Source organism: Streptomyces sp. NPDC093111, from assembly GCF_040683955.1.
Taxonomy (GTDB): domain Bacteria; phylum Actinomycetota; class Actinomycetes; order Streptomycetales; family Streptomycetaceae; genus Streptomyces.
Window position 1 is genome coordinate 203,874 of record NZ_JBFBNW010000016.1, and the last position, 19,850, is coordinate 223,723.

20 protein-coding genes are annotated in these 19,850 nt (G+C 73.4%); 10 read left to right on the forward strand and 10 right to left on the reverse strand.

The annotated features are described in order from the left end of the window. Positions 1-62: 62 nt before the first annotated feature. Positions 63-323 carry a UBP-type zinc finger domain-containing protein gene (locus AB0Q96_RS27960; protein WP_365330141.1) on the reverse strand — a complete coding sequence of 87 codons (261 nt, stop codon included), beginning with the start codon at positions 321-323 and terminating at the stop codon, positions 63-65. 79 nt (positions 324-402) lie between these two features. Between AB0Q96_RS27960 and AB0Q96_RS27965 the strand changes: the two genes are divergently transcribed. After that, positions 403-1,998, forward strand: a complete 1,596-nt coding sequence (locus tag AB0Q96_RS27965) for a Na+/H+ antiporter (RefSeq protein ID WP_365330143.1) — start codon at positions 403-405, stop codon at positions 1,996-1,998. Here AB0Q96_RS27965 and AB0Q96_RS27970 read toward each other — a convergent pair. Both AB0Q96_RS27970 and AB0Q96_RS27975 read right to left on the reverse strand, forming a co-directional pair. Next, the gene (locus AB0Q96_RS27970; protein ID WP_365330145.1) at positions 1,977-2,885 is read right to left on the reverse strand and encodes a pyridoxal-phosphate dependent enzyme; all 909 of its coding nucleotides are present in this window, start codon (positions 2,883-2,885) and stop codon (positions 1,977-1,979) included. The genes AB0Q96_RS27965 and AB0Q96_RS27970 overlap by 22 nt on opposite strands. Positions 2,886-2,926: 41 nt before the next feature. Further along, complete coding sequence (locus tag AB0Q96_RS27975; RefSeq protein WP_365330147.1) at positions 2,927-3,517, reverse strand: N-acetylmuramoyl-L-alanine amidase; 591 nt, start codon at positions 3,515-3,517, stop codon at positions 2,927-2,929. Positions 3,518-3,811: 294 nt separating this feature from the next. On the opposite strand from AB0Q96_RS27975, the gene AB0Q96_RS27980 reads away from it, so the two are divergent. The 5 genes from AB0Q96_RS27980 (at position 3,812) to AB0Q96_RS28000 (ending at position 7,923) form a co-directional block, all read left to right on the forward strand. Beyond that, the gene (locus tag AB0Q96_RS27980) at positions 3,812-5,227 is read left to right on the forward strand and encodes a family 2B encapsulin nanocompartment shell protein (protein WP_365330149.1); all 1,416 of its coding nucleotides are present in this window, start codon (positions 3,812-3,814) and stop codon (positions 5,225-5,227) included. A gap of 188 nt (positions 5,228-5,415) precedes the next feature. Continuing rightward, entirely contained in the window at positions 5,416-6,465 is a 1,050-nt protein-coding gene (locus AB0Q96_RS27985; RefSeq protein WP_365330151.1) for a family 2 encapsulin nanocompartment cargo protein polyprenyl transferase, read from the forward strand. Positions 6,466-6,571: 106 nt separating this feature from the next. Beyond that, complete coding sequence (locus AB0Q96_RS27990; protein WP_365330153.1) at positions 6,572-7,156, forward strand: dihydrofolate reductase family protein; 585 nt, start codon at positions 6,572-6,574, stop codon at positions 7,154-7,156. Between the two features lie 26 nt (positions 7,157-7,182). Continuing rightward, positions 7,183-7,458 carry a hypothetical protein gene (locus AB0Q96_RS27995; protein WP_365330155.1) on the forward strand — a complete coding sequence of 92 codons (276 nt, stop codon included), beginning with the start codon at positions 7,183-7,185 and terminating at the stop codon, positions 7,456-7,458. Positions 7,459-7,500: 42 nt separating this feature from the next. Further along, positions 7,501-7,923, forward strand: a complete 423-nt coding sequence (locus AB0Q96_RS28000) for a DUF6304 family protein (RefSeq protein ID WP_365330157.1) — start codon at positions 7,501-7,503, stop codon at positions 7,921-7,923. 173 nt (positions 7,924-8,096) lie between these two features. On the opposite strand, the gene snpA is transcribed toward AB0Q96_RS28000, so the two are convergent. After that, on the reverse strand, positions 8,097-8,735 hold the full coding sequence (gene snpA / locus AB0Q96_RS28005) for a snapalysin (protein ID WP_365330159.1): 639 nt from the start codon (positions 8,733-8,735) through the stop codon (positions 8,097-8,099). A 180-nt stretch (positions 8,736-8,915) separates the two neighbouring features. Between snpA and AB0Q96_RS28010 the strand changes: the two genes are divergently transcribed. Both AB0Q96_RS28010 and AB0Q96_RS28015 read left to right on the forward strand, forming a co-directional pair. Continuing rightward, positions 8,916-9,869 (forward strand): LysR family transcriptional regulator, encoded by a 954-nt coding sequence (locus tag AB0Q96_RS28010; RefSeq protein ID WP_365330161.1) that lies wholly within the window; start codon positions 8,916-8,918, stop codon positions 9,867-9,869. After that, positions 9,866-10,357, forward strand: a complete 492-nt coding sequence (locus tag AB0Q96_RS28015) for a GNAT family N-acetyltransferase (RefSeq protein WP_365330163.1) — start codon at positions 9,866-9,868, stop codon at positions 10,355-10,357. Before AB0Q96_RS28010 ends, AB0Q96_RS28015 begins: the two co-directional genes overlap by 4 nt. A gap of 35 nt (positions 10,358-10,392) precedes the next feature. Here AB0Q96_RS28015 and AB0Q96_RS28020 read toward each other — a convergent pair whose 3' ends face one another. Together AB0Q96_RS28020 and AB0Q96_RS28025 are read right to left on the reverse strand one after the other, a co-directional pair. Continuing rightward, positions 10,393-10,527 (reverse strand): hypothetical protein, encoded by a 135-nt coding sequence (locus AB0Q96_RS28020; RefSeq protein WP_365330165.1) that lies wholly within the window; start codon positions 10,525-10,527, stop codon positions 10,393-10,395. A 150-nt stretch (positions 10,528-10,677) separates the two neighbouring features. After that, positions 10,678-13,641: a BTAD domain-containing putative transcriptional regulator gene (locus tag AB0Q96_RS28025; protein ID WP_365330167.1), complete on the reverse strand. Its 2,964-nt coding sequence runs from the start codon at positions 13,639-13,641 to the stop codon at positions 10,678-10,680. Positions 13,642-14,581: 940 nt separating this feature from the next. On the opposite strand from AB0Q96_RS28025, the gene AB0Q96_RS28030 reads away from it, so the two are divergent. After that, the gene (locus AB0Q96_RS28030) at positions 14,582-16,612 is read left to right on the forward strand and encodes a tetratricopeptide repeat protein (RefSeq protein WP_365330169.1); all 2,031 of its coding nucleotides are present in this window, start codon (positions 14,582-14,584) and stop codon (positions 16,610-16,612) included. On the opposite strand, the gene AB0Q96_RS28035 is transcribed toward AB0Q96_RS28030, so the two are convergent. The 3 genes from AB0Q96_RS28035 to sodN form a co-directional block, all read right to left on the reverse strand. After that, on the reverse strand, positions 16,587-16,868 hold the full coding sequence (locus AB0Q96_RS28035; protein ID WP_365330171.1) for a hypothetical protein: 282 nt from the start codon (positions 16,866-16,868) through the stop codon (positions 16,587-16,589). The two genes, AB0Q96_RS28030 and AB0Q96_RS28035, sit on opposite strands and share 26 nt — an antisense overlap. Then, positions 16,865-18,112, reverse strand: coding sequence for a hypothetical protein (locus AB0Q96_RS28040; protein WP_365330173.1), 1,248 nt, complete (start codon positions 18,110-18,112; stop codon positions 16,865-16,867). Before AB0Q96_RS28040 ends, AB0Q96_RS28035 begins: the two co-directional genes overlap by 4 nt. Positions 18,113-18,315: 203 nt before the next feature. Continuing rightward, the gene (gene sodN, locus AB0Q96_RS28045; protein WP_329424065.1) at positions 18,316-18,711 is read right to left on the reverse strand and encodes a superoxide dismutase, Ni; all 396 of its coding nucleotides are present in this window, start codon (positions 18,709-18,711) and stop codon (positions 18,316-18,318) included. A 142-nt stretch (positions 18,712-18,853) separates the two neighbouring features. Here sodN and sodX point away from each other — a divergent pair, with 142 nt between their 5' ends. Further along, on the forward strand, positions 18,854-19,276 hold the full coding sequence (sodX, locus tag AB0Q96_RS28050; protein ID WP_365330175.1) for a nickel-type superoxide dismutase maturation protease: 423 nt from the start codon (positions 18,854-18,856) through the stop codon (positions 19,274-19,276). Here sodX and AB0Q96_RS28055 read toward each other — a convergent pair. After that, entirely contained in the window at positions 19,180-19,809 is a 630-nt protein-coding gene (locus AB0Q96_RS28055; protein WP_365330177.1) for a CGNR zinc finger domain-containing protein, read from the reverse strand. The genes sodX and AB0Q96_RS28055 overlap by 97 nt on opposite strands. Between the last annotated feature and the right edge of the window lie 41 nt (positions 19,810-19,850).

Below are 19,850 nucleotides of genomic sequence, written 5' to 3' on the forward strand. Positions count from 1 at the left end.
CCTGAGGACCGGCCCCCGCCCGGCGGCCGCGGAGACCCGCGGAGGGGTGACGTACCCAGCCGTCAGACGATCGAACCGTCCACGAAGCACCAGCGCCAGCGCTCGTTCGGTTCGAAGGTGCGCATCACCGGGTGGCCGGTCGTCGCGAAGTGCGCCGTGGCGTGCCGGCCCAGCGAGGAGTCGCAGCAGCCCACGTGCCCGCAGCTGAGGCAGAGCCGCAGCTGGACGGGGTGGGTGCCGTCGGCCAGGCACTCCGGACAGGTGGCGTGCAGGGGCGCCGGTTCGGGGCGCGGCATTTCGGCAACGTGCGGGCACTCGCTCATGATGGCCAGGTTACGTTGTGGCACCAACGGCGTGGCGGGAGTGACGCACGAGCACGGACGGGACGGGCGACGGGACGGTATGGACGCACTGCAACTGGTGGCACTGGTCGCGGCGAGCGCCGCGGTGGCGGGGTTCGCGCGGCGCACACCGGTGCCCGCGCCGCTGCTCCTCGTCGCCGTCGGTCTCGCGTGCGCCTACCTGCCCGGGGTGCCGGACTACACCCTCGACCCGCACATCGTGCTGCCGCTGATCCTGCCCCCGCTGCTCTACACGGCCGCCGTCGAGTCCTCCTACCTGGACCTGCGGGCCAACATCCGGCCGGTCGCCCTGCTCTCCGTCGGCTACGTGCTCTTCGCGACGGTCGCGGTCGGCTGGCTCGCGTACGTACTGGTGCCCGATCTGCCGTTGACCGCGGCGCTGGTCCTCGGCGCGGTGGTCGCCCCGCCGGACGCCGTCGCCGCCACCGCCATCGCGCGGAAGCTGGGCCTGCCGAACCGGATCACCACCATCCTCCAGGGCGAGTCCCTGGTGAACGACGCCACCGCCATCACCGCGTACAAGGTGGCGCTCGCCGCCGCCGTGGGGGAGGGCATCAGCTGGGCCGGCGGCATCGGCGAGTTCGCGCTCGCCGCGCTCGGCGGCATCGGCGTCGGCCTGGTCCTGATGGTGCCGATCCACTGGCTCCGCACGCACCTGCGCGAGGCCCTGCTGCAGAACACCCTCTCGCTGCTCATCCCGTTCATCGCCTACGCCGCCGCCGAGGAGGTCGGGGCCTCCGGCGTCCTCGCCGTCGTGGTCGTCGGCCTCTTCCTCGGCCACAAGAACTGGAAGGTCGACTTCGCCACCCGGCTCCAGGAGGAGGCGGTCTGGAAGATGGTCGCCTTCGTCCTGGAGTCCGCCGTCTTCGCGCTGATCGGCCTCCAGCTGCCGTACGTCGTCCAGGGCCTCGGCCCGTACGGCATCGGGGAGGCCGCCTGGTACGCGGCCGGGGTCTTCGTGGCCGTGGTCGTCGTCCGCTTCGTCTGGGTCTACCCGGCCACCTTCCTGCCCCGCTGGATGTCCGAGCGCATCCGGGAGCGCGAGCCCGAGGTGGACTGGCGGGCACCGCTGGTCGTCGGCTGGGCCGGCATGCGCGGGGTCGTCTCGCTCGCCATCGCCTTCTCGATCCCCGTCGTCGCCGACGGCGTCGAGTTCCCGGCCCGCAACCTGGTGCTCTTCCTGACCTTCACCACCGTGATCGGCACGCTCGTCGTCCAGGGCCTCACCCTGCCGCCGCTGATCCGCGTCCTGAAGCTGCCGGGCCGCGACCGCTACCAGGAGACCCTGGCCGAGGCGCAGGCCCAGAGCGAGGCGTCGCAGGCCGCCGAGGAGCGGCTCGACGCGCTCCTGACCGACCCGGCCAACACCCTCCCGCCGCCCCTCGCCGACCGGCTCCGCACCGTCCTGGAACGGCGCCGCAACGCCGTCTGGGAGCGGCTCGGCGCGGTCAACGAACTCACCGGCGAGACCGCCGACGACACCTACCGGCGGCTGGCCCGCGAGATGATCGACGCCGAACGCGAGGTCTTCGTACAGCTGCGCGACGCACGCCGCATCGACGACGAGATGATGCGCACCCTGCTGCGCCGCCTCGACCTGGAGGAGGCCGCGGCCTACCGCGAGGAGTCCGCCTGAGGCTCCGGGGAGCCGGTGACCACGGCGGCGATCCGGGTGCCGGGCGCGAAGGCGCCCTCCTCGGCGAGCGCCCCCAGTCCGTACAGCAATTTGGCGACATACAGCCGCTCGATGGCGAGTCCATGCCGCGCACCGAAGTCCTCCGCGAAGGCTTCGAGCTCCGGGGTCGTACGGGCGTAGCCGCCGCAGTGGAAGCGCTCGTCGAGCCGCCAGTCCCCGCGCGGACCGCCGAACGCGGCCTCCTGGAGGGCACGGACCTCGGCGCCCAGGAAGCCGCCCCGCAGGACCGGGACGCCCAGCGCGGGGCCCGGGAAACCGGCCGCGAGACCGGCCAGGGTGCCGCCCGTCCCGCAGGCGACGGCGGCCAGGTCGGCCGCGCCCGCCAGCTCGCGGCCGAGCGCCACGCAGCCCTCGACGGCGAGCGCGTTGCTGCCGCCCTCGGGCACCACGTACACGTCCTCGGGGACCTGCCCCAGGAGCCGGGCCAGGACGGCGGGCTCGTGCTTGGCGCGGTACGTGGCGCGGTCGACGAACAGCAGCCGCATGCCGTCGGCCGCGCACCGCGCGAGCGAGGGGTTCAGCGGCCGGCCGGCCAGCTCGTCGCCGCGCACGACGCCGACGGTGCGGAACCCGAGCAGGCGGCCCGCGGCGGCCGTCGCGCGCAGGTGGTTGGAGTACGCGCCGCCGAAGGTGAGCACCGGGCGGCCGGCGGCCGCCCGGAGGTTGAGCGCCAGCTTGCGCCACTTGTTGCCGGGCAGGTCGGGGTGGATCAGGTCGTCGCGCTTGAGCAGCAGCGTCAGGCCGTGCCGGGTGAAGCGCTCGTCCTCGACCGGCTCCAGGGGCGAGGGGAGCCGGGGCCGCAGGCGTGCGAGGTCGGGGGCGTTCACCCGGCCATTCTCCCGGCTCCCGGACCGTGCCGGGCCGCGGGTCAGCGCAGCTGCTCGGCGATCCGCTCGCGCATCGACGCCATGGTGAACCCGCGCGGATCGACCTTGCCGGGCTGCCACTCCAGGTGCCCGATCACCGAGCGCTGGGTCCAGCCGTGCACGCGGCACACGGCCGCCGCCGCCTTGGCGATGGCGTCGAGCTGGACCTTGGGCCACGGGTCCACGCCGTCGCCGAGGTTCTCGCACTCGAAGCCGTAGAAGTGCCGGTTGCCGTCGGTGGTGGCCTCGTTGTCGGGTGGCAGGCCCTTCTCGGCGATCACGGCCCGCAGCACCTCGTCGTCGCCGAGACCGGCGTGGTTGGCCCTGCCGTAGCCGACCAGGTGGACGCTGCCGTCCTTGGCGATCACGCCGTGGCAGAGCGGCCCGGGCAGGGACGCGTAGCCGTCCCGGCAGATGCGGACGGTGCTGTCGGTGCCCCGGGTGACGGTGTGGTGGATCATCACGCCGTACACGGGGCCCCAGGGGCCCTTGTGGTTGCGGTTGTGGGTGCGCCAGTCGCCGACCTCGACGACGTCGAGTGCCGCGCCGCGCAGTGCGTCGAGGAAACGGTTCGCGGACATGGGTGAGGACATGGCCGGCTCCTTTCAGCAGGGGATACCGGTTGCCTCCGGAGTACCGGAGGGGCGCCCTCCGCTGCCATGCGTTCGGACCGTGTGCGAGCAGATCCGGACACATGGTGGTGAGGTGGCGCGAAGGGGGCGCGAGGGGCGCTCGGTCCGGCGTACACCGGCGTGCGCTGTTCGAGTGGAAACCGCGCGCCATGCCCAGCGGAGCGCCGTCCACACCCACTCTTTTGTGTAATGGCGCAGCGACTCTCCGTGCTGAAAGGCTCTCCCTCGCAGATCTGTCATACGAGAGGGAGTTCCATGTCCGTTGGTTCGGTTGACGACGAGGTCCGCGCGGATCAGACACCTCCGCAGCAGAGTCTCGGCACGGCCGCCGCGCGGAACCTCGCGTCCACCACCAAGTCGGCCCCGCAGATGCAGGAGATCTCCTCCCGCTGGCTGCTGCACGCGCTGCCCTGGGTGCAGGTCCACGGCGGCACCTACCGGGTCAACCGGAGGCTCAGCTACGCGGTGGGCGACGGACGGGTCACCTTCGTCCAGACCGGGGAGCGGGTCGCCGTCATCCCCGCCGAGCTGGGCGAGCTCCCCGCCCTGCGCGGATACGAGGACGAGGACGCCCTCGCCGAGCTGGCCGCCCGCTGCCGCCAGCGCGCGTTCGCGGCGGGCGAGGTGATCGCCACCCGCGGCGACAGCGCCGACCGGGTCCTCCTCCTCGCCCACGGCAAGGTCGAGCGGATCGGCTCCGGGCCGTACGGGGACGAGGCCGTCCTCGGCGTCCTCGCCGACGGCGCCTACCTCGGCGAGGACGCGCTCGTCGACGAGGACGCCACCTGGGAGTGGACCGCCCGCGCGGCCACCGCCTGCACCGTCCTGGAGCTCACCCGCGCCGACGTGCTCGCCCTCGCCGAGCGGGCCGGCTCCCTCGCCGCACAGCTCGCCGGCGTCGCCGCCCTGCCCCAGCAGCGCACCAACGCCTACGGCGAGGCCGCCATCTCGCTCTCCGCGGGCCATGTCGGCGAGGCCGTCGTCCCGCACACCTACGTGGACTACGAGGCCGCCCCGCGCGAGTACGCGCTGAGCGTCGCCCAGACCGTCCTGAAGGTCCACTCCCGGGTGGCCGACCTCTACAACCACCCGATGAACCAGACCGAGCAGCAGATGCGGCTCACCGTCCAGGCGCTGCGCGAGCGCCAGGAGCACGAGCTGGTCAACCACCGGGAGTTCGGCCTCCTCGCCAACTGCGACTACGGGCAGCGGATCCAGCCCCACGACGGCGTGCCCGGCCCGGACGACCTGGACGAGCTGCTCTCCCGCCGCCGCGGCTCCAAGCTGTTCCTCGCCCACCCGCGCGCCATCGCCGCCTTCGGACGCGAGCTCAACCGCCGGGGCCTGGTGCCCGAGACGATCGACGTCGAGGGCACCCGGATCCAGGCCTGGCGCGGGGTGCCGATCTTCCCGTGCGACAAGATCCCGGTCACGGACGCCAGCACGACCTCGATCATCTGCATGCGTACGGGAGAGTCCGACCAGGGCGTGATCGGACTCCACCAGACCGGTCTCGCCGACGAGATCGAGCCCGGCCTCTCCGCCCGCTTCATGGGCATCGACGACCAGGCCATCTCCTCCTACCTGGTCAGCACCTACTACTCGGCCGCCGTCCTCGTCCCCGACGCCCTGGGCGTCCTGGAGAACGTGGAGATCAGCCGCCGGCACTGACCCGGCCCCGGGCGGGGACCTGTCGACGGGCCCCCGCCCCCTCCGCGCCGACGCCGTCCCGGCGTCGTGCGCGTCCCGTCTCGCATGCGCGTGCCGCATGCCCGTACCGACATCCGTGACGACGTCCGGAGACGGCCCACCGACCAGGGCCGCCCGCCGGACCCCGAGAAAGCGACAGCGAAGAAGACATGACCACGATCAGCGTGGACGCCGCGCCCGGGGGACAGGGTGCCGTGCTGCTCCTGGACCGGACGCGGAGCGTCGTCGACCCCCAACTGCGGAACACCGTCGAGTCCTTGCCCGACTCGATACGGCGGGTGGCGATGTACCACTTCGGCTGGGAGCACGCGGACGGGAGCCCCGCCGAGGGGGCCGGCGGCAAGGCGATCCGCCCGGCCCTCGTGCTCGCGGCGACCCGTGCCTTCGGCGTGGACCCCGCGCCCGCGGTGAAGGCCGCCGCGGCCGTGGAGCTGGCGCACAACTTCACCCTGCTCCACGACGACATCGTCGACGAGGACCCGACCCGCCGTCACCGGCCCACGGCCTGGACGGTGTTCGGCATCCCCGACGCGCTGATGGCGGGCGACGCCATGTCCGCGCTCGCGCTGCGCCTGCTCGCCGAGGACCCGCACCCCGCCTCGACGGCCGCCGCGGCCCGGCTGGCCGCCTGCATCATCGAGCTCTGCGCGGGACAGCAGGCGGACTGCGCCTTCGAGCGGCGGGGGCCGCGCGAGGTCGGCCTGGACGAGGTGGTGGCGATGGCCACCGCCAAGACCGGCGCCCTGCTCGGCTGCGCCTGCGCGGTGGGCGCGCTGTACGCGGGCGTGGGGGAGGAGGAGGTCGCGGCGATGGACGCGTTCGGCCGGGAGGCCGGGCTCGCGTTCCAGCTGATCGACGACCTGATCGGCATCTGGGGCGACCCGGGCCGCACCGGCAAGCCGGCCGGCGCCGACCTCGTCGCCCGCAAGAAGTCGCTGCCCGTCGTGGCGGCGCTCGTCTCCGGGACCCCGGCGGGCGAGGAGCTGGCCGAGCTGTACGCGCGCCCGGTGCTCGACGCGGCGGCCGTGCGCGCGGCGGCGGACGCGGTGGAGCGGGCCGGGGCCCGGGACTGGGCCCAGGCCCAGGCGGCCGAGCGGATGTCCCGCGCGGTGGAGCAGCTGTCCCGGGCGGTCCCGGACCTGTCGGCGGCCGGTGACCTGCTGGCGCTCGCGGAGTTCGTGACGCGACGCACCCGCTGACCCCGCCGGAGGGGTGCGTCGACCAGGGCTTGCGCAACCACTACAGATGGAGCACTATGGGCGCAGTGGTCAGCCTGGCCACGCTCCCTGAGGAAAGAGATCCGGCTTGCGCAAGCTCACGTACTACGTCGCCTGCACCCTCGACGGCTTCATCGGCGACCCCCATGGCGACGCCTCCTCCATGTTCCAGTTCATGGACGAGGAGTACGCCGCTTTCATGAACACCGAGTACCCGGACACCATCCCCACCGCCTTCCGCGAGGTCGTCGGCCTCGCGGACGTGCCCAACAAGCGCTTCGACACCGTCGTCCAGGGCCTCGGCTCGTACCGGCTCGCCCTGGACGCCGGCATCACCAGCCCCTACGCCCACCTGCGCGAGATCGTCGCGACCCGCTCGCTCACCGAGTCGCCCGACCCGAACGTCGAGCTGGTCGCCGGCGACCTGGTCGCCAGGGTCCGCGAGCTCAAGGCCGAGGACGGCTCCCTCGGCATCTGGCTCTGCGGCGGCGCGCAGGTCGCGGGACAGCTCGTCGACGAGATCGACGAGCTCGTCATCAAGTCGTACCCACAGGTCTACGGTGCCGGAACGCCGATGTTCGGCACCGACTTCGGCATCCGCGACTTCGCGCTGGAGAGCGTGCGCGGCTTCTCCAACGGGGTCGTCGTGCGGACGTACACCAGGAAGCGGTGACGGGCGCCGCGTCCTAGGCTGGAGGCATGGCCGACACGGCGCCGCACACCACACGGGACCCCCGGGCCGAGCACCCCTGCCCGGCCTGCGGGCGGCCCCGCGGCGTCCTCGCGCAGCGGCACAAGGTCCTCGGGGCCTGGGTGCCGGAGTGGGAGGTCCAGCCGTGCCGCAACCCGCGGTGCGAGCGGTACGAGCCCGAGCCCGCCGGGGCCGAGGGGAGCGGCGCGGAAGCCGCGAGCACGCACGTGACCGGCAAGAACGGCGAGAGCGGCGAGACCGGGAGAAGTCCGGCCAAGGGGTGACCGGGCGCGCGCCGGAGCCGGTCATACCGCTACAGTCCGCGCATGTCATCGGAGTCGACAGAAGTCTGGACCGGCTGGTACCGGGACCGCCTCGGGGCGGAAGCGATCGTCATCGCCGCCGACGGGGGCCATGTGGCCACCCGGATCAGGGGAATCGAGTACAAGGGAGCAGGCTTCGCCGCGCTGCGTGCCGTGGACGAGGGCGGGCAGGCCCTCGGCGGATGCGTGCTGGAGTGGGACCTCCCGCTCCCCGTGGTCGCGGACGGCGCGACCCAACAGGCCACCCTCAGCTGTCTGCTGACGCTCGGCGAGCGCGCCGACCTCAGCCTGACCCTGCACTACGGAGGCACGGCCTTCGAATCCGGCATCGCCGGGGCCGACTTCGACGAGGCCGTCGCCCGGGTCGGACGTCAGCTCCCGCCCGGCACCGAGCTCGTCCGGAAGCTGCTCCGCGCCGCCGCCTGACCCGCCCGACAGGGCCCATGAACCACCACCGGGCGAGACCGTCCCGGCCCCGGGGAGGGGGTCGGGACGGTCTCGCCCGGCTTTCCGGGTCCTCCTAGGCCGTCACGAGGCCACGAAGCCCACGGGGGTCACGACGCCCACGGGGGCCACGAGGGTCATGCCGGCCGCGGGGGTCACGGCGTCTTGAACGCCGAGGCGAGGCCGTAACGCCACAGCTGGTCGACGCGCGACCGCTCCTGGGCGTTCGGATAGGCGTTCTGGCAGGACGTGCCGGGCCCGCCACCGGACATCAGCTCGCTGCACGGGCCGCTGTAGCGGTCGGGGAGCCCGAGCACGTGCCCGGTCTCGTGGGCGGTCACACGGGTGGAGTTGTACTGCTGGTTCTGCCGGTAGTCGAGGAAGATGTAGCCGTTGCCGTGCCCGTCGGTGCTCGCGTACGAGCCGCGCGAGTCATTGCCCTCGTAGTAGCTGAAGTCGGCGTTCGACCCCTCCACCAGACGCACGTTGGCGACGGAGCTGTTCCAGATCTGCGCGGACTGGGATATCTGGCTGCGGAAACGCGGGGCGTTGGCCGAGCTGTAGACCACGGTGACGGCGGCGGCACCAGGCGCGGCGGCCCGCTTCTTCGCCACGGACTTCATGACGGCGTCGAAGAACGCCTGGTTGGCCTTGGCCTCCGCGCTCGACCCGGCGTAACCGGCGTACGGAGCGGGCGACGCGACCGCCGTGGCGGGAACGGCGCCGAGGGAGAGGGTGAGGCCGGCACCGAGGGCGGCGGTCAGTAAGGACGTGAGGATCTTCGGGTGTCGCATGGGGGGGCTCCTCCTGTGGGGTTGAGGAGAGTGTCGGGGGAGCCGGGGCAGGTGGGGAATGATGTCAGCACCCGATAACACCAACACATCACCGATCCGCCAACTCCCCACCGCATCAAGCCCCTTGAGGAAGCGGAGGCCATCTGGTGCCCCCGCCCCTCCCGCCCTAACCTCGGCTCCATGGAGCTGGAGGTCAGGCACCTGCGGGCGCTCTGCGCCATCGCGGACACCGGCAGTCTGCACAAGGCCGCGCGCCAACTGGGCGTCAGCCAGCCCTCGCTGACCACCCAACTGCGCCGCATCGAGAACGCCCTGGGCGCCGAACTCTTCTCCCGCACCCGCACCGGCTGCCACCCCACCCCGCTCGGCCGCACCGTCCTCGGCCGCGCCCGCCCCCTCGTCGACGGCATGACCGCGCTCATCACCGAGACCCGCGCCGCCGCGGCCCGCACCCGCGGCCCCGCGCTCCGGGTCGGCTCCACCGCCAGCCGCGCCCTCCCCGGCTGGCTCCGCCGCCTCCGCCAGGACCTGCCGGACAGCGACATCGCCCTGCGCGTGGACGTCTCGGCCCACACCCTGCTGCGCACCGTCGCGGCCGGCCGGCTGGACCTGGCCTTCGTCCACGAGGTCGAGGGCTGTCCGCTGCGGGTCCCGCCCGGCCTCAAGGGGCGCGTCCTCGTCGAACGGGAACCCCAGTTCATCTCCATGGCCCGCGACCACCCGGCGGCCGGGCGGGAGGTCGTGGAACTCGCCGACCTCGCCGGCGACCGGTGGGCCGTCGACCCGGCCGTCGACGGCGAATGGGACGGCCTGCACCGGGTGCTGCGCGCGGCGGGCCTCGACCCGCCCCTGCTGCACGCCGACTACCACACGGCCGCCTCGCTCATCGTCCTCGGCGAGGCCGTCGCCCCCTGCCAGCCCACCTCGGGCCCCCGCGAGGACATGGCCGTCCGCCCCCTGCGCGGCGACCCCCTGGCCGTCCGCCTCCTGCTGTACGCCGCCCCCGGCGTCCCCCTCGACCGCCCGTACGCCGAACTGGTCGCCGCCTACCGGGAGGCGGCGCTGGGCGCGGCCCCGTACCGGAGCTGGCTGCGCGCGGGCGGGACGGCGGGGCCGTGCATGATGTCGGCATGAACGCCGAGCACGCCCGGGAGACCCGTACGGCCCGCGTCCGCCACGCCCGCCCACAGGACCTGGCGCGCGTCGCCGAACTGGCCGCCGAACACGCCGCGTACGAGAAGGCCACGGCCCCCGCCCCCGGCCTGGCCGACCGCCTCCACGGCCTCCTCTTCGCGACCCCGGCGCCCCGCCTGCGCTGCCTGGTCGCCGAACTCCCCGACGCCACCCTCGCCGGGTACGCCACCTGCGCTCCCGAACTCTCGACGTGGGACGCCGCCGAGTACCTCCACATGGACTGCCTCTACCTCACCGAGGCGGCCCGGGGCCACGGCCTCGGCGCGCTGCTGATGACGGCGGTCCGCGCCGAGGCGGCCGCCCTCGGCCTCGGCGAGATCCAGTGGCAGACCCCGCCGTGGAACGAGGGCGCGATCCGCTTCTACGACCGCCTGGGGGCGACGTCGAAGGAGAAGCGACGGTATTCCTGGCGGGCGGCCGGGGAATGAGAATGGGCCCGGAGTGGTTCCGGGCCCGGGGTGCATCAGGTGCGGTCGACGACGGAGACGGCGAGGAGGGAGTCCGTTTCGGTCGTCGAGCTCGGGATGCATATGGCGACGCCGATGGCGGTGGCGGTTCCGGCGATGGCGACGATCAGACGCGTGGTGAACGAGTTCATCTTGCTTCTCACAAAGGTGATCTGGGCCGCCCCATTGCGGCACTTGGCGGGAGTTCACCACCTGTTTCCCAATGCGGCAAATCGACTCCGTGTCGATGATCTTTCTGCTAGATTCGGTACTCGTCAAAGTAAAGGCATATGCCAGAGGTATTAGCCCAGGTTTTCCAATGCGGCCAGCGCCCGCCGCGCCTCGCTCTCCTCGTGCGCCGCCCCGATGTCCCGTGCCGCCGTCCACGCGCCCTTGTAGTGCAGGATCGCCTCGGTCGTGCGCCCCACCGCGTGGAGGGCGTCGCCGATGCTGTGGAGGGTGGCGGCGGAATTGCGGAGATCACCCACTCCGCGGAAGACCGATAGGGCCTCGCGGTACAGCGCGAGCATCTCGTCGGATTCGCTCTCGGCGATCATGGTGTTGGCCAGATTGACCTGTGCGGAAGCCCGCTCCGTATCGCTCCCTATTCTTTCGAGGAGGGCGAGGGATTCCAGGGCCACGCGGCGTGCGATGTTCCGCTCGCCGCGATGGATATGCAAATCGGAGAGGTTGTTGAGGACGCGGGCGACTTCCCGCTCGTCGCCGCAGGAGCGGAATCCCTTGAGGGCGGAGTGGAAGGATTCCTCGGACGCCTCGTAGTCTCCGATGAAAAGGTGCGTGATGCCCATGTTGTTCCGGCAGCGGGCTATCTGCCAGGCGTCACCGGTCCGTCTCCGCAATTCCAGCGTCGCGCTCTGGAAGGTCAGCGCGGTGCCGTGCCGGCCGAGGTGCCAGTGGATGACGCCGAGGAGGTGCCGGACCTCCGCCTCCGTCTCCGGGTCGCCGGTCGCGCCGGCGAGATCGAGGGCCCGGTGGGCGCTCGACAGGGCGCGGGAGTAGCGGCTCGCCCGGGACTGGGCGCCGGCCAGGTCGATGAGGGCGGCGGCCTCGCCCCGGGCGTCGCCCACCGCGCTCCAGTGGCGGGCGGCGGGGCCGTGCATGCGCTGGGCCTCGCTCCAGTGGCCGTCCTCCTCCAGGAAACCGGCCAGGGCCCCGGCGAGCAGGGCCGCTTCGAACGGGCGCCCGCGCGTGCGCGCGCACTGCTCGGCGGCGACGAGGCCGGCGCGTTCCCGGGCGAGCCAGTCCCGGGCCTCCTGGGCGTCCCGCCACTCGGGCAGCGCGAACGCCGAACCGCCCCCGGGCGAAGGCGTCGTGGGTTCGTACCGGAATCGACGTGGATGGATCATTCGCGCGGCCCGCCGGGACGCCTGGAGATAGAAATGGATCAACCGGCCCTGCGCGAGATCGCGTTCGGCGGGCGAGTCCTCCATCGCGGCGAGCAGGCGCGCGTATTCGCCGACGAGATCATGGAACTGGAATCTCTCCGGCGCCGGTTCGGACAGCAGATGATCGTCGAGGAGGGAGTCGAGCGCGCGTTCCGTCGCGTCGAGGGAAAGGCCGGTGAGCGCGGCGGCGGCATGCGGTCCGAAAGTGGCTCCGAAGTGCAGACTCAGCAGACGGAACGCCTTCCTTCGCTCTTGTGTCAGAGCGTGGTACGACATTTCGAATACCCGGGCGATCTCACGGAATCCGTCTCTGATCTCGGCGAGTCTGCCGGGTGTTCTGGTGAGTTTCTCCACCAGGTGCGAGGTGGTCCAGGAGGGGCGGGACGCCAGACGTCCGGCGGCCAGTTCGACCGCGAGCGGCAGGTGCCCGCAGAGCCGGACGATGCGCGCCACGTCCTCCGGGTCCCGTACCCGGTCGTCGCCGACGAGGCGCCGGAAGAGGGCGGCGGCGTCGGTGGCGGGCAGGATGTCGAGGAAGAGCGAGCGGACCCCGGGCAGCCCGGTGAGGCGCCGCCGGCTGGTGACGATCACCAGGGACGGGGAACTGCCGGGGAGGAGCGGCCGTACCTGCTCCGCGTCGGCCGCGTCGTCGAGGACGATCACGGCGCGCCGGTTGCTGAGCAGGGTGCGCCAGAGCGAGGTGCGTTCGTCGGGGTCCGCAGGGATGGAGTCCGCCGCGACACCGAAGACCCGGAGCAGGGTGAAGAGCGCCGCCTGCGCGCTCAGGCCCTGGCGCCCGGGGGCGTGGGTGCGCAGATCGAGCAGGACCTGCCCGTCGGGGTAGCGGCCGGCGAGCAGGCGGGCCGCGTGCACGGCCAGCAGGGATTTCCCGACCCCCGGCATTCCGGCGATCGTCTGGAGGGCGATGACCCCGCCGCCGCCCGCGCCGCCGCCCGCGCCGGAAGGGTCCGCCGTCCCCGTGTCGCCCGGGGTGCCGACGTTCGTGATCAGCCCGAGCTCGCGTTCCCGGCCGACGAGGTCCCCGTGTCCCGGCAGGGTGTGGGGCGCGGCGGGGGACGGCTGGGCCGGTGCCGGGCGCGGCAGCAGCTCGGCGACGGGCGCGCGGTCCAGGACCAGCCGGTGGACCCGGGACAGGGCCTCGCCGGGGTCCGACCCCAGCTCCTCGGAGAGTCTGCGGCGCACCGAGTCGTAGGCGCGCAGGGCGTCCCCCTGGCGCCCGGAGCCGTAGGCGGCCGTCATCAGCTGGGCCGCGATGGTCTCGTCCGTCGGGTGCGCGTCGAGCAGCGCCGTCAGGTCGGGGACGAGTTCGGCGTGGCGGCCGAGGCCCAGCTCGATCGCGGTCCGCGTCAGCGTGGCGGCGAGCCGCTTCTCGGTGAAGTGGGTCCGCGTCCCCTCCGCCCACAGGCCGGTGAGCCCCGCGAGCGGCTCGCCGTGCCACAGCCCGTCCGCCTCGGTGAGACGCGCCAGCGCGCCGGCGGTGTCCCCGCCGCCGGAGAGCGCGCGGGCCTCGTCGGTCAGGCGCCGGTAGCGGTGCCAGTCGACCAGGTCCGGGTCGATCTCCAGGGTGTACGCGTGCGCCCCCTGGAGCAGGAGCGCGGGGCACGCGGCGGTGCGCAGGCGGCGCCGGATGCGCGCCGCGTACGCGTGCAGGCTGGCGCGCGGTTTGCTGGGCGGCCGGTCGTCCCACACCCGGTGCACGAGGGTGTCGAGGGTGACGGGGTGTCCGGCGTCCAGGGCCAGGGCGGTGAGGGTCAGCCGTTCCTTCGGGGTTCCCGGGACGTCGCGGCTTCCGTCCAAGCGGAATTCGACCGGCCCCAGCAGGAGTATTCCGAAGTCCACCGAGCGCCCCCTATCGCAGGTAGGCCCGCACGTGTGTGCCTGCACTCGCTTGTAGAGGCCAAAGGATGACACGATGCCAACTCGGTCAAAAGATGGCGCCACTCGATCAAATTGCTTGGCCAGAATGATCTGTTGATCTCGATTGATCAGAGTGTTCGGTCTGATTTGGGTCAATTGAGGGTAGGGGTCATGCCGTCCAAGAAGGCCAGAGTCATAGGCGCCGACGGACATACGGGGGGAGACGGAAGATATGGAACCCGTGACGGCTCCACGGCTCACCACTGCCCTGCTCCAAGGGGCGGCACGCCCCGAAATGTGGCGCGTTCTGGCCGACCGGCTGAGGGGGCTCGACCCGGATCCGGCGGTCGCCGATCTCTTACGGGGCGGGCCGACGGCCCCTCCCGCCGCCCACGCGGACCTGGCCGGGCGCCTGGCGACCGCCGCGACCGCGGACCCGCGCCTCGCGGGCGTCCTGGGGGAGTGGACGGCCGCGGTCCTGGAGGGAGCGGAGGGAGCACAGGGCGCGGAGAGAGCCGAGGGGGTAGAGAGGGCGGAGGGAACGGAGGGAGCGGAGACGGCAGAGGGGGCACAAGGCGCACAAGGCGCGGAGACGGCAGAGGGGGCACAAGGCGCACAAGGCGCGGAGACGGCAGAGGGGGCACAAGGCGCACAAGGCGCGGAGACAGCAGAGGGGGCACAAGGCGCACAAGGCGCGGAGGCGGCGCAGGGAACACAGGGGGCACAGAGGGCGCAAGGCGCGGCGACCCACAGACCCGCCCGCCCTCCGGCCGCACCCGCCGTCACGACCCGCACGTCCAACGCCCTGACCGGCGCCGCCACCGTCCACGGCCCGGTCGTCCAGGCCGGCGCGGTCCAGGGCGGCGTCCACATCCACGTACCGCCGGTTCCCGCCGTCCCGCCCGGCGCGGACGCGCGCCAGGTGCCGCGGCAACTCCTCCCCGACCCCGAGCACTTCACCGGCCGCACGGACGCCCTCGCACTCCTGGACGCGCTCCTTCCGCAGCTCGGCGCCCGCCCCCTCCTCACGGTCGTCAGCGGACCCGCAGGGGTCGGCAAGTCCTCGCTCGTCACCCGCTGGCTGCACGGCCTCGGCGACCGCTTCCCGGACGGGCAGCTCTACGCGGACCTGCGCGGCCACCTCCCCGACAGCGGGCCCGCCGCCCCCGGCGAGATCCTCGGACGCTTCCTCAGGGCCCTCGGTGTGAAGGAGGTCCCCGTGGAACCGGCCGAGTCGGCGGCCCTCTGGCGCTCCCACACCGCAGGGCTCCGGCTCGTCGTCATGCTCGACAACGCCCTCAGCGCCGCCCAGGTCCGCCCCCTGCTGCCCTCCTCCCCGGGCAGCCTCGTCGTCGTGACGAGCCGCCGGCGGCTCACCGCCCTCGGCATCGACGGCGCCTCCTTCCAGCAGCTCGGCGTGCTGTCCGCCGCCGACGCGGTCCGGCTGCTCGCGGGCCGGATCGGCGCCGACCGGGTACGGCGCGAACCCGAGGCCGCCGAGGAGGTCGCCGCGCTCTGCGCCGGCCTGCCGCTCGCCGTCTCGGTCGCCGCGGCCCGGCTGGCGGCCCGGCCCCAGCAGTCCCTCTCCGCGATGGCGGGAGCGCTGGGCGGATCCGGCGCGGCCCGCCTCGCCGCGCTCAGCGTCGGCGGGGAGGACGCCGTACGGCTCGCGCTCGACGCCTCGTACCACCAGCTGACCCCCGAACTCGCCCGCGGCTACCGCAGACTCGGCCTGCCGCCGGTGGCCGTCCTGAACGGGCCCGTCGCCGCCGCGGCCTGCGCCGTCGGACCCGACGAGGGCGACCGGCTGCTCGACGACCTCGCCGAGGTGAGCCTCCTGGAGGACCTGGGCCCCGACGACACCACCGGCCTCGGGCGCTACCGCTTCCACGACCTCGTCCGCGCCCACGCCGGCCAGCTCGCCGACACCACCGAGGCCCCGGAGGCCCGCCGGGAGACCGTCCGCAGGGTCGTGGACCACTACCTGGCCGCGGCGACCGCCGCCGAGGAACTGCTCACGCCCAGCCATCGCAGCCTGCGCCGCGACTACGCCTTCCCGCCCGGCCACCGGCCGCCCTTCGACACCGCGGCCGGGGCGCTCGGCTGGCTCGACACCGAACGGTTCCACCTGATGGCCGCCCTGCGGACCGCCGCCGAACACGGCTGGGACGCCACCGCGTGGCAGCTCGCCGACGCCATGTGGCCGCTCTTCCTGCGCCTGCGCCCGTACGACCTGTGGACCGAGGCCCACGAGATCGGCCGCGCCGCCGCCGAGCGGGACGGGGACCGGCGGGGGCTCAGCCGCATGCTGACCTCGGGCGGCGTCGGGCTGCGCAACGCGGGGCGCTCCGACGAGGCCCTCGCCTGGTTCGCCGAGGCGGTGCACGGCGCCCGCGCGGACGCCGACCGCAAGGCCGAGGCCCAGGCCCTGCACGGCCTCGGCCAGTCGCACCTGCTGGCCGGCCGGCTCGACGACGCCACCACGTACCTGACCGAGGCCCTCGCCCTGCGCGAGGCCATCGGCTACCGGCGCGGCGCCGCGATGACCCGGATCTGCCTCGGGGACGCGGCCCTGACGGCGGGCCGCCCCGGAGCGGCCGTGCCCCCGCTCGCCGAGGCCAGGGCCGCCCTCCTCGCGGTGCCCGACCCGTACGACGCGGCCCGCGCGCTCGCCCTGCTCGGCCTGGCCCTGGCCCGCGCCGGGGCGCGCCACACGACCGGCGAGGACGCCGAGACGGTGCTGTGGCAGGCGCTCGACGAGTTCACGGCGGCGGGCTCGGTCCACTGGCGGGCCCGGACCCTCGAAATGCTGGGCGAGACCGCGGAGCTGCGCGGCGACCGGACCGAGGCCAGGGACCGGTACGAGCGGTCCCTGGCCCTCTACGAACCGGTCAGCGACTCCGACACGGCCCGCCTGCGCACCCGCCTCACCGAGCTGGGCCGGCTCCCCTGACGACGAGCACGACGACGACCCCGCCCGCCGCCCGCAGCCCGACGACGCACCCGCCCTCGCGGCGCGCGACGACGGTCAGCAGACACCCCGGGTACCGCAGCAGCACGGAACGGGCCAGCCGCACGGCGGCCGGATGAGGGAAGGAGCCCATGGAACTCAGCACGTCCGCGCACTGCCGCCAGGTCTCCCCGGCACCCCCGTCGAGCGCGACACAGACCAACTCGTCGGACCCCTCGCCCACCGCCACGCCGCTCACGCGCACACCCCCGACACCCCGTCCGCGCCGTCCGCGCCGTCCGCGCCGTCCGCCCCGCCCGCGTCCAGGGCGGGCGGATCGGACAGCGGGGCGGTCTCCGGCGCGTACGCGGGCTCGCCGAGCCGGAGCACCCGGTACAGCAGCCGCCGCATGTTGGCGTTGAACCGCCCCGGCTCGGAGGAGATCCGGCCCGCGATCCGGGCGTACGCCTCCGCCGGGTACGTGGCCGCCGCGTACGCCAGCTGCTCCGCCAGCGGGTGCCCGGGGGAGAGCGCCGGGGCGACCCGGGCCAGTTCGGCGCCGGGGGAGGCGGGATTGACGTCCTCCTCGGGGAAGCGGGCCAGCAGGATGGCCGCCGGCGTCATCGTCGCGTACAGCGTGACGGAACCGTGGTCGCCGATCACCCAGTCCGCCGCGACCAGCAACGGCCGCCAGTCGTCCCCCGGCGACACGAGCGTGATGCCCCGCCGCCGCAGGCCGGCCAGCCAGGCCCGCACCTGCCAGTCACCGTGACCCGACCAGACGTTGGGATGGACGAGCACGGCGATCCGGTACGCCCGCTCCGGCAACTCCGCGAGCAGCCGCGGCAGGAGCGCGTCCAGCCGGTTGAACGAGGAGCCGAGCCCCCACGTCGACGAGACGAGCACCAGCCGCTCCCCGGGCCGCAGCCCCAGCGCGAACCGGTAGCGCTCGCGCAGCGGCAGACTGGCCGCGATCCGGTCGTGGACCCCGTCCCCGACGACCTCGGTGACGGGCAGCGCCTCGGGGCAGGACGCGCGCAGCAGCTCCAGGTCCTCCCGGTGCGCCACGGCGTACGCGGCGGGCACGACCCTCCCACCCCACATCAGATACGACCGCCCCATCCCGCCCACGGCCCGGGCCCCGCCGTCCTCCCGCACATCGGCGACCCGCTGCAACTTCACGTGCCCGGCCCCGTGCGGCAGCCGCACCAGCGGCGCCCGCACCTGCTCCACCCCCTGCGAGCCGGCCGCGAGCGCGAGGTCGAACTCGGTCCGCACCGCCTCCTCCCACGGCAGCACCACCCCACCGAGCCCGCGCAGCGCCCGCAACGCCCCGCCGTTGAAGGCGTGCGGCGCCACCGTGAACGCCACCTGCACCCGCAGATCCGCCGCGAGCAACGGCAACAACTCCCGCAACCGCCTCCCGTACACCTCGGTATGCACCACCACCAGCACCTTCCGGCACCCCTGGAGGGTCACCCACTGCGCCGGATTCCTGTCCACCACGTCCATCGAAGCCCCCGTCTCCGGTTGCGCGTCCAGTTCGCCGACGAACCTTCCCGACAAGCCCGTCCACCCCCTTGCGACCGGCTTGCCGAAACCTTGCCGCCGACTTCAGGGCGCGGGGACCCGGGCGCGCCGCGCAAACACCGAAGGGGCCCGTCCGCCGATGCGGTCGGGCCCCTCCGGGGCGGGAACGAGGAAGGTCAGGCCTTCTTCGTTTCCCAGAAAATGCGGTCGATCTCGGCGATGAGCTCCAGCGCCTTCTCGCCCGTCTTCGGGTCCGTCGAGGCCTTGGCCGCCGACAGGGCCTTCAGGGTGTCGTTGATGAGCGTGTGCAGCTCGGGGTACTTCTCGAAGTGCGGGGGCTTGAAGTAGTCGCTCCACAGCACCGAGACGTGGTGCTTGGCGAGCTCCGCGCGCTGCTCCTTGATGACCGTGGCGCGGGCCCGGAAGTGCGGGTCCTCGTTGGCCTGGAACTTCTCCTGGACGGCCTTGACCGACTCGGCCTCGATGCGGGCCTGGGCCGGGTCGTACACACCGCAGGGGAGGTCGCAGTGGGCGCTGACCTTCACCTTGGGGGCAAACAGGCGGGAGAGCATGCTGCTGTCCTTCCTCGTGATCGTCTTCTCAGGTGGGACATTACTCGGTGAGAAGCACGTTTTCGCGAGCGCCCCCTTGGGCTTAGGACAAAAGTCCAGGGTCGGCATGGGACTCGTGGACGATTGGACTGTGAGGTGCTTGATGGTGGGATCGGGGCGGGAGCCCGGGGCCCCGTTCGGGATCGCCGAGGTGACGGGGGTGTCGATGGTGCCCACCCTGCTCCACGGCGACCAGCTGTTCGTGCAGTACGGGGCGCGGTTGCGGCCCGGGAACGTGGCCGTGCTGCGGCATCCGCTGCAGCAGGACCTGCTGATCGTGAAGCGGCTGGTCGAGCGACGGGACGGCGGCTGGTGGGTGCTGGGGGACAACCCGGACGCCGAGGGGGACAGCCGGGTCTTCGGGGTCGTCCCCGCGCCCTTGGTGCTCGGGCGGGTGCGGGCGCGGTACCGGCCCGTCACCCCCGGGCGTCAGCGGTCGATCGGGGTGGTGCTCGGCTGGCTGGTCTCCGCCGTCAGGCCCGTCAGGTCGGCGCGTTCCGCCTCCAGGCGCTTGCGGGCGCGGTAGGCGGCCACGTTGGCGCGGGTGGCGCACCGGTCGGAGCAGTAACGGCGGGAGCGGTTGGTCGACGTGTCGAGGTACGCGTTGCGGCAGGGCGCGGCCTGGCACAGGCCGAGGCGGTCGGCGCCGAACTCGGTGAGGTGGAAGGCGAGGCCCATGGCGGCGATCGCGGCGTATCCCGCGGTCGCGTTCGAGGGGTGGTCGGCGAGGTGCATGTGCCACCGCGGCCGGCCCTCCTCGTCCAGGTAGTCGTGGCCCGAGATCTGCGGGCTGACCGGGAACTCCAGGAGGAGGGAGTTCAGCAGGTCCACCGCGTGGGTGTGGTCGCCCTCGTCGGCCGCCGTGAACACCGCGCGCAGCCGGGCGCGCACCGCGCGGAAGCGGGTCACGTCGGAGTCGGTCACCCGCCGGGCCATCTGGGACGCCTCGCCGAAGAGTTCCCGGACCGCTTCGACCGAGGTCAGGGAGTCCTTGGAGCGCACCGGCTCCTCGGTGTTGACCAGGCGCACGGCGTAATCCGAGTAATAGGCCAGTTCCACTTGTAGTCCTTACGGCGGCGGTCTAGGGTCGGTGCGGAGGG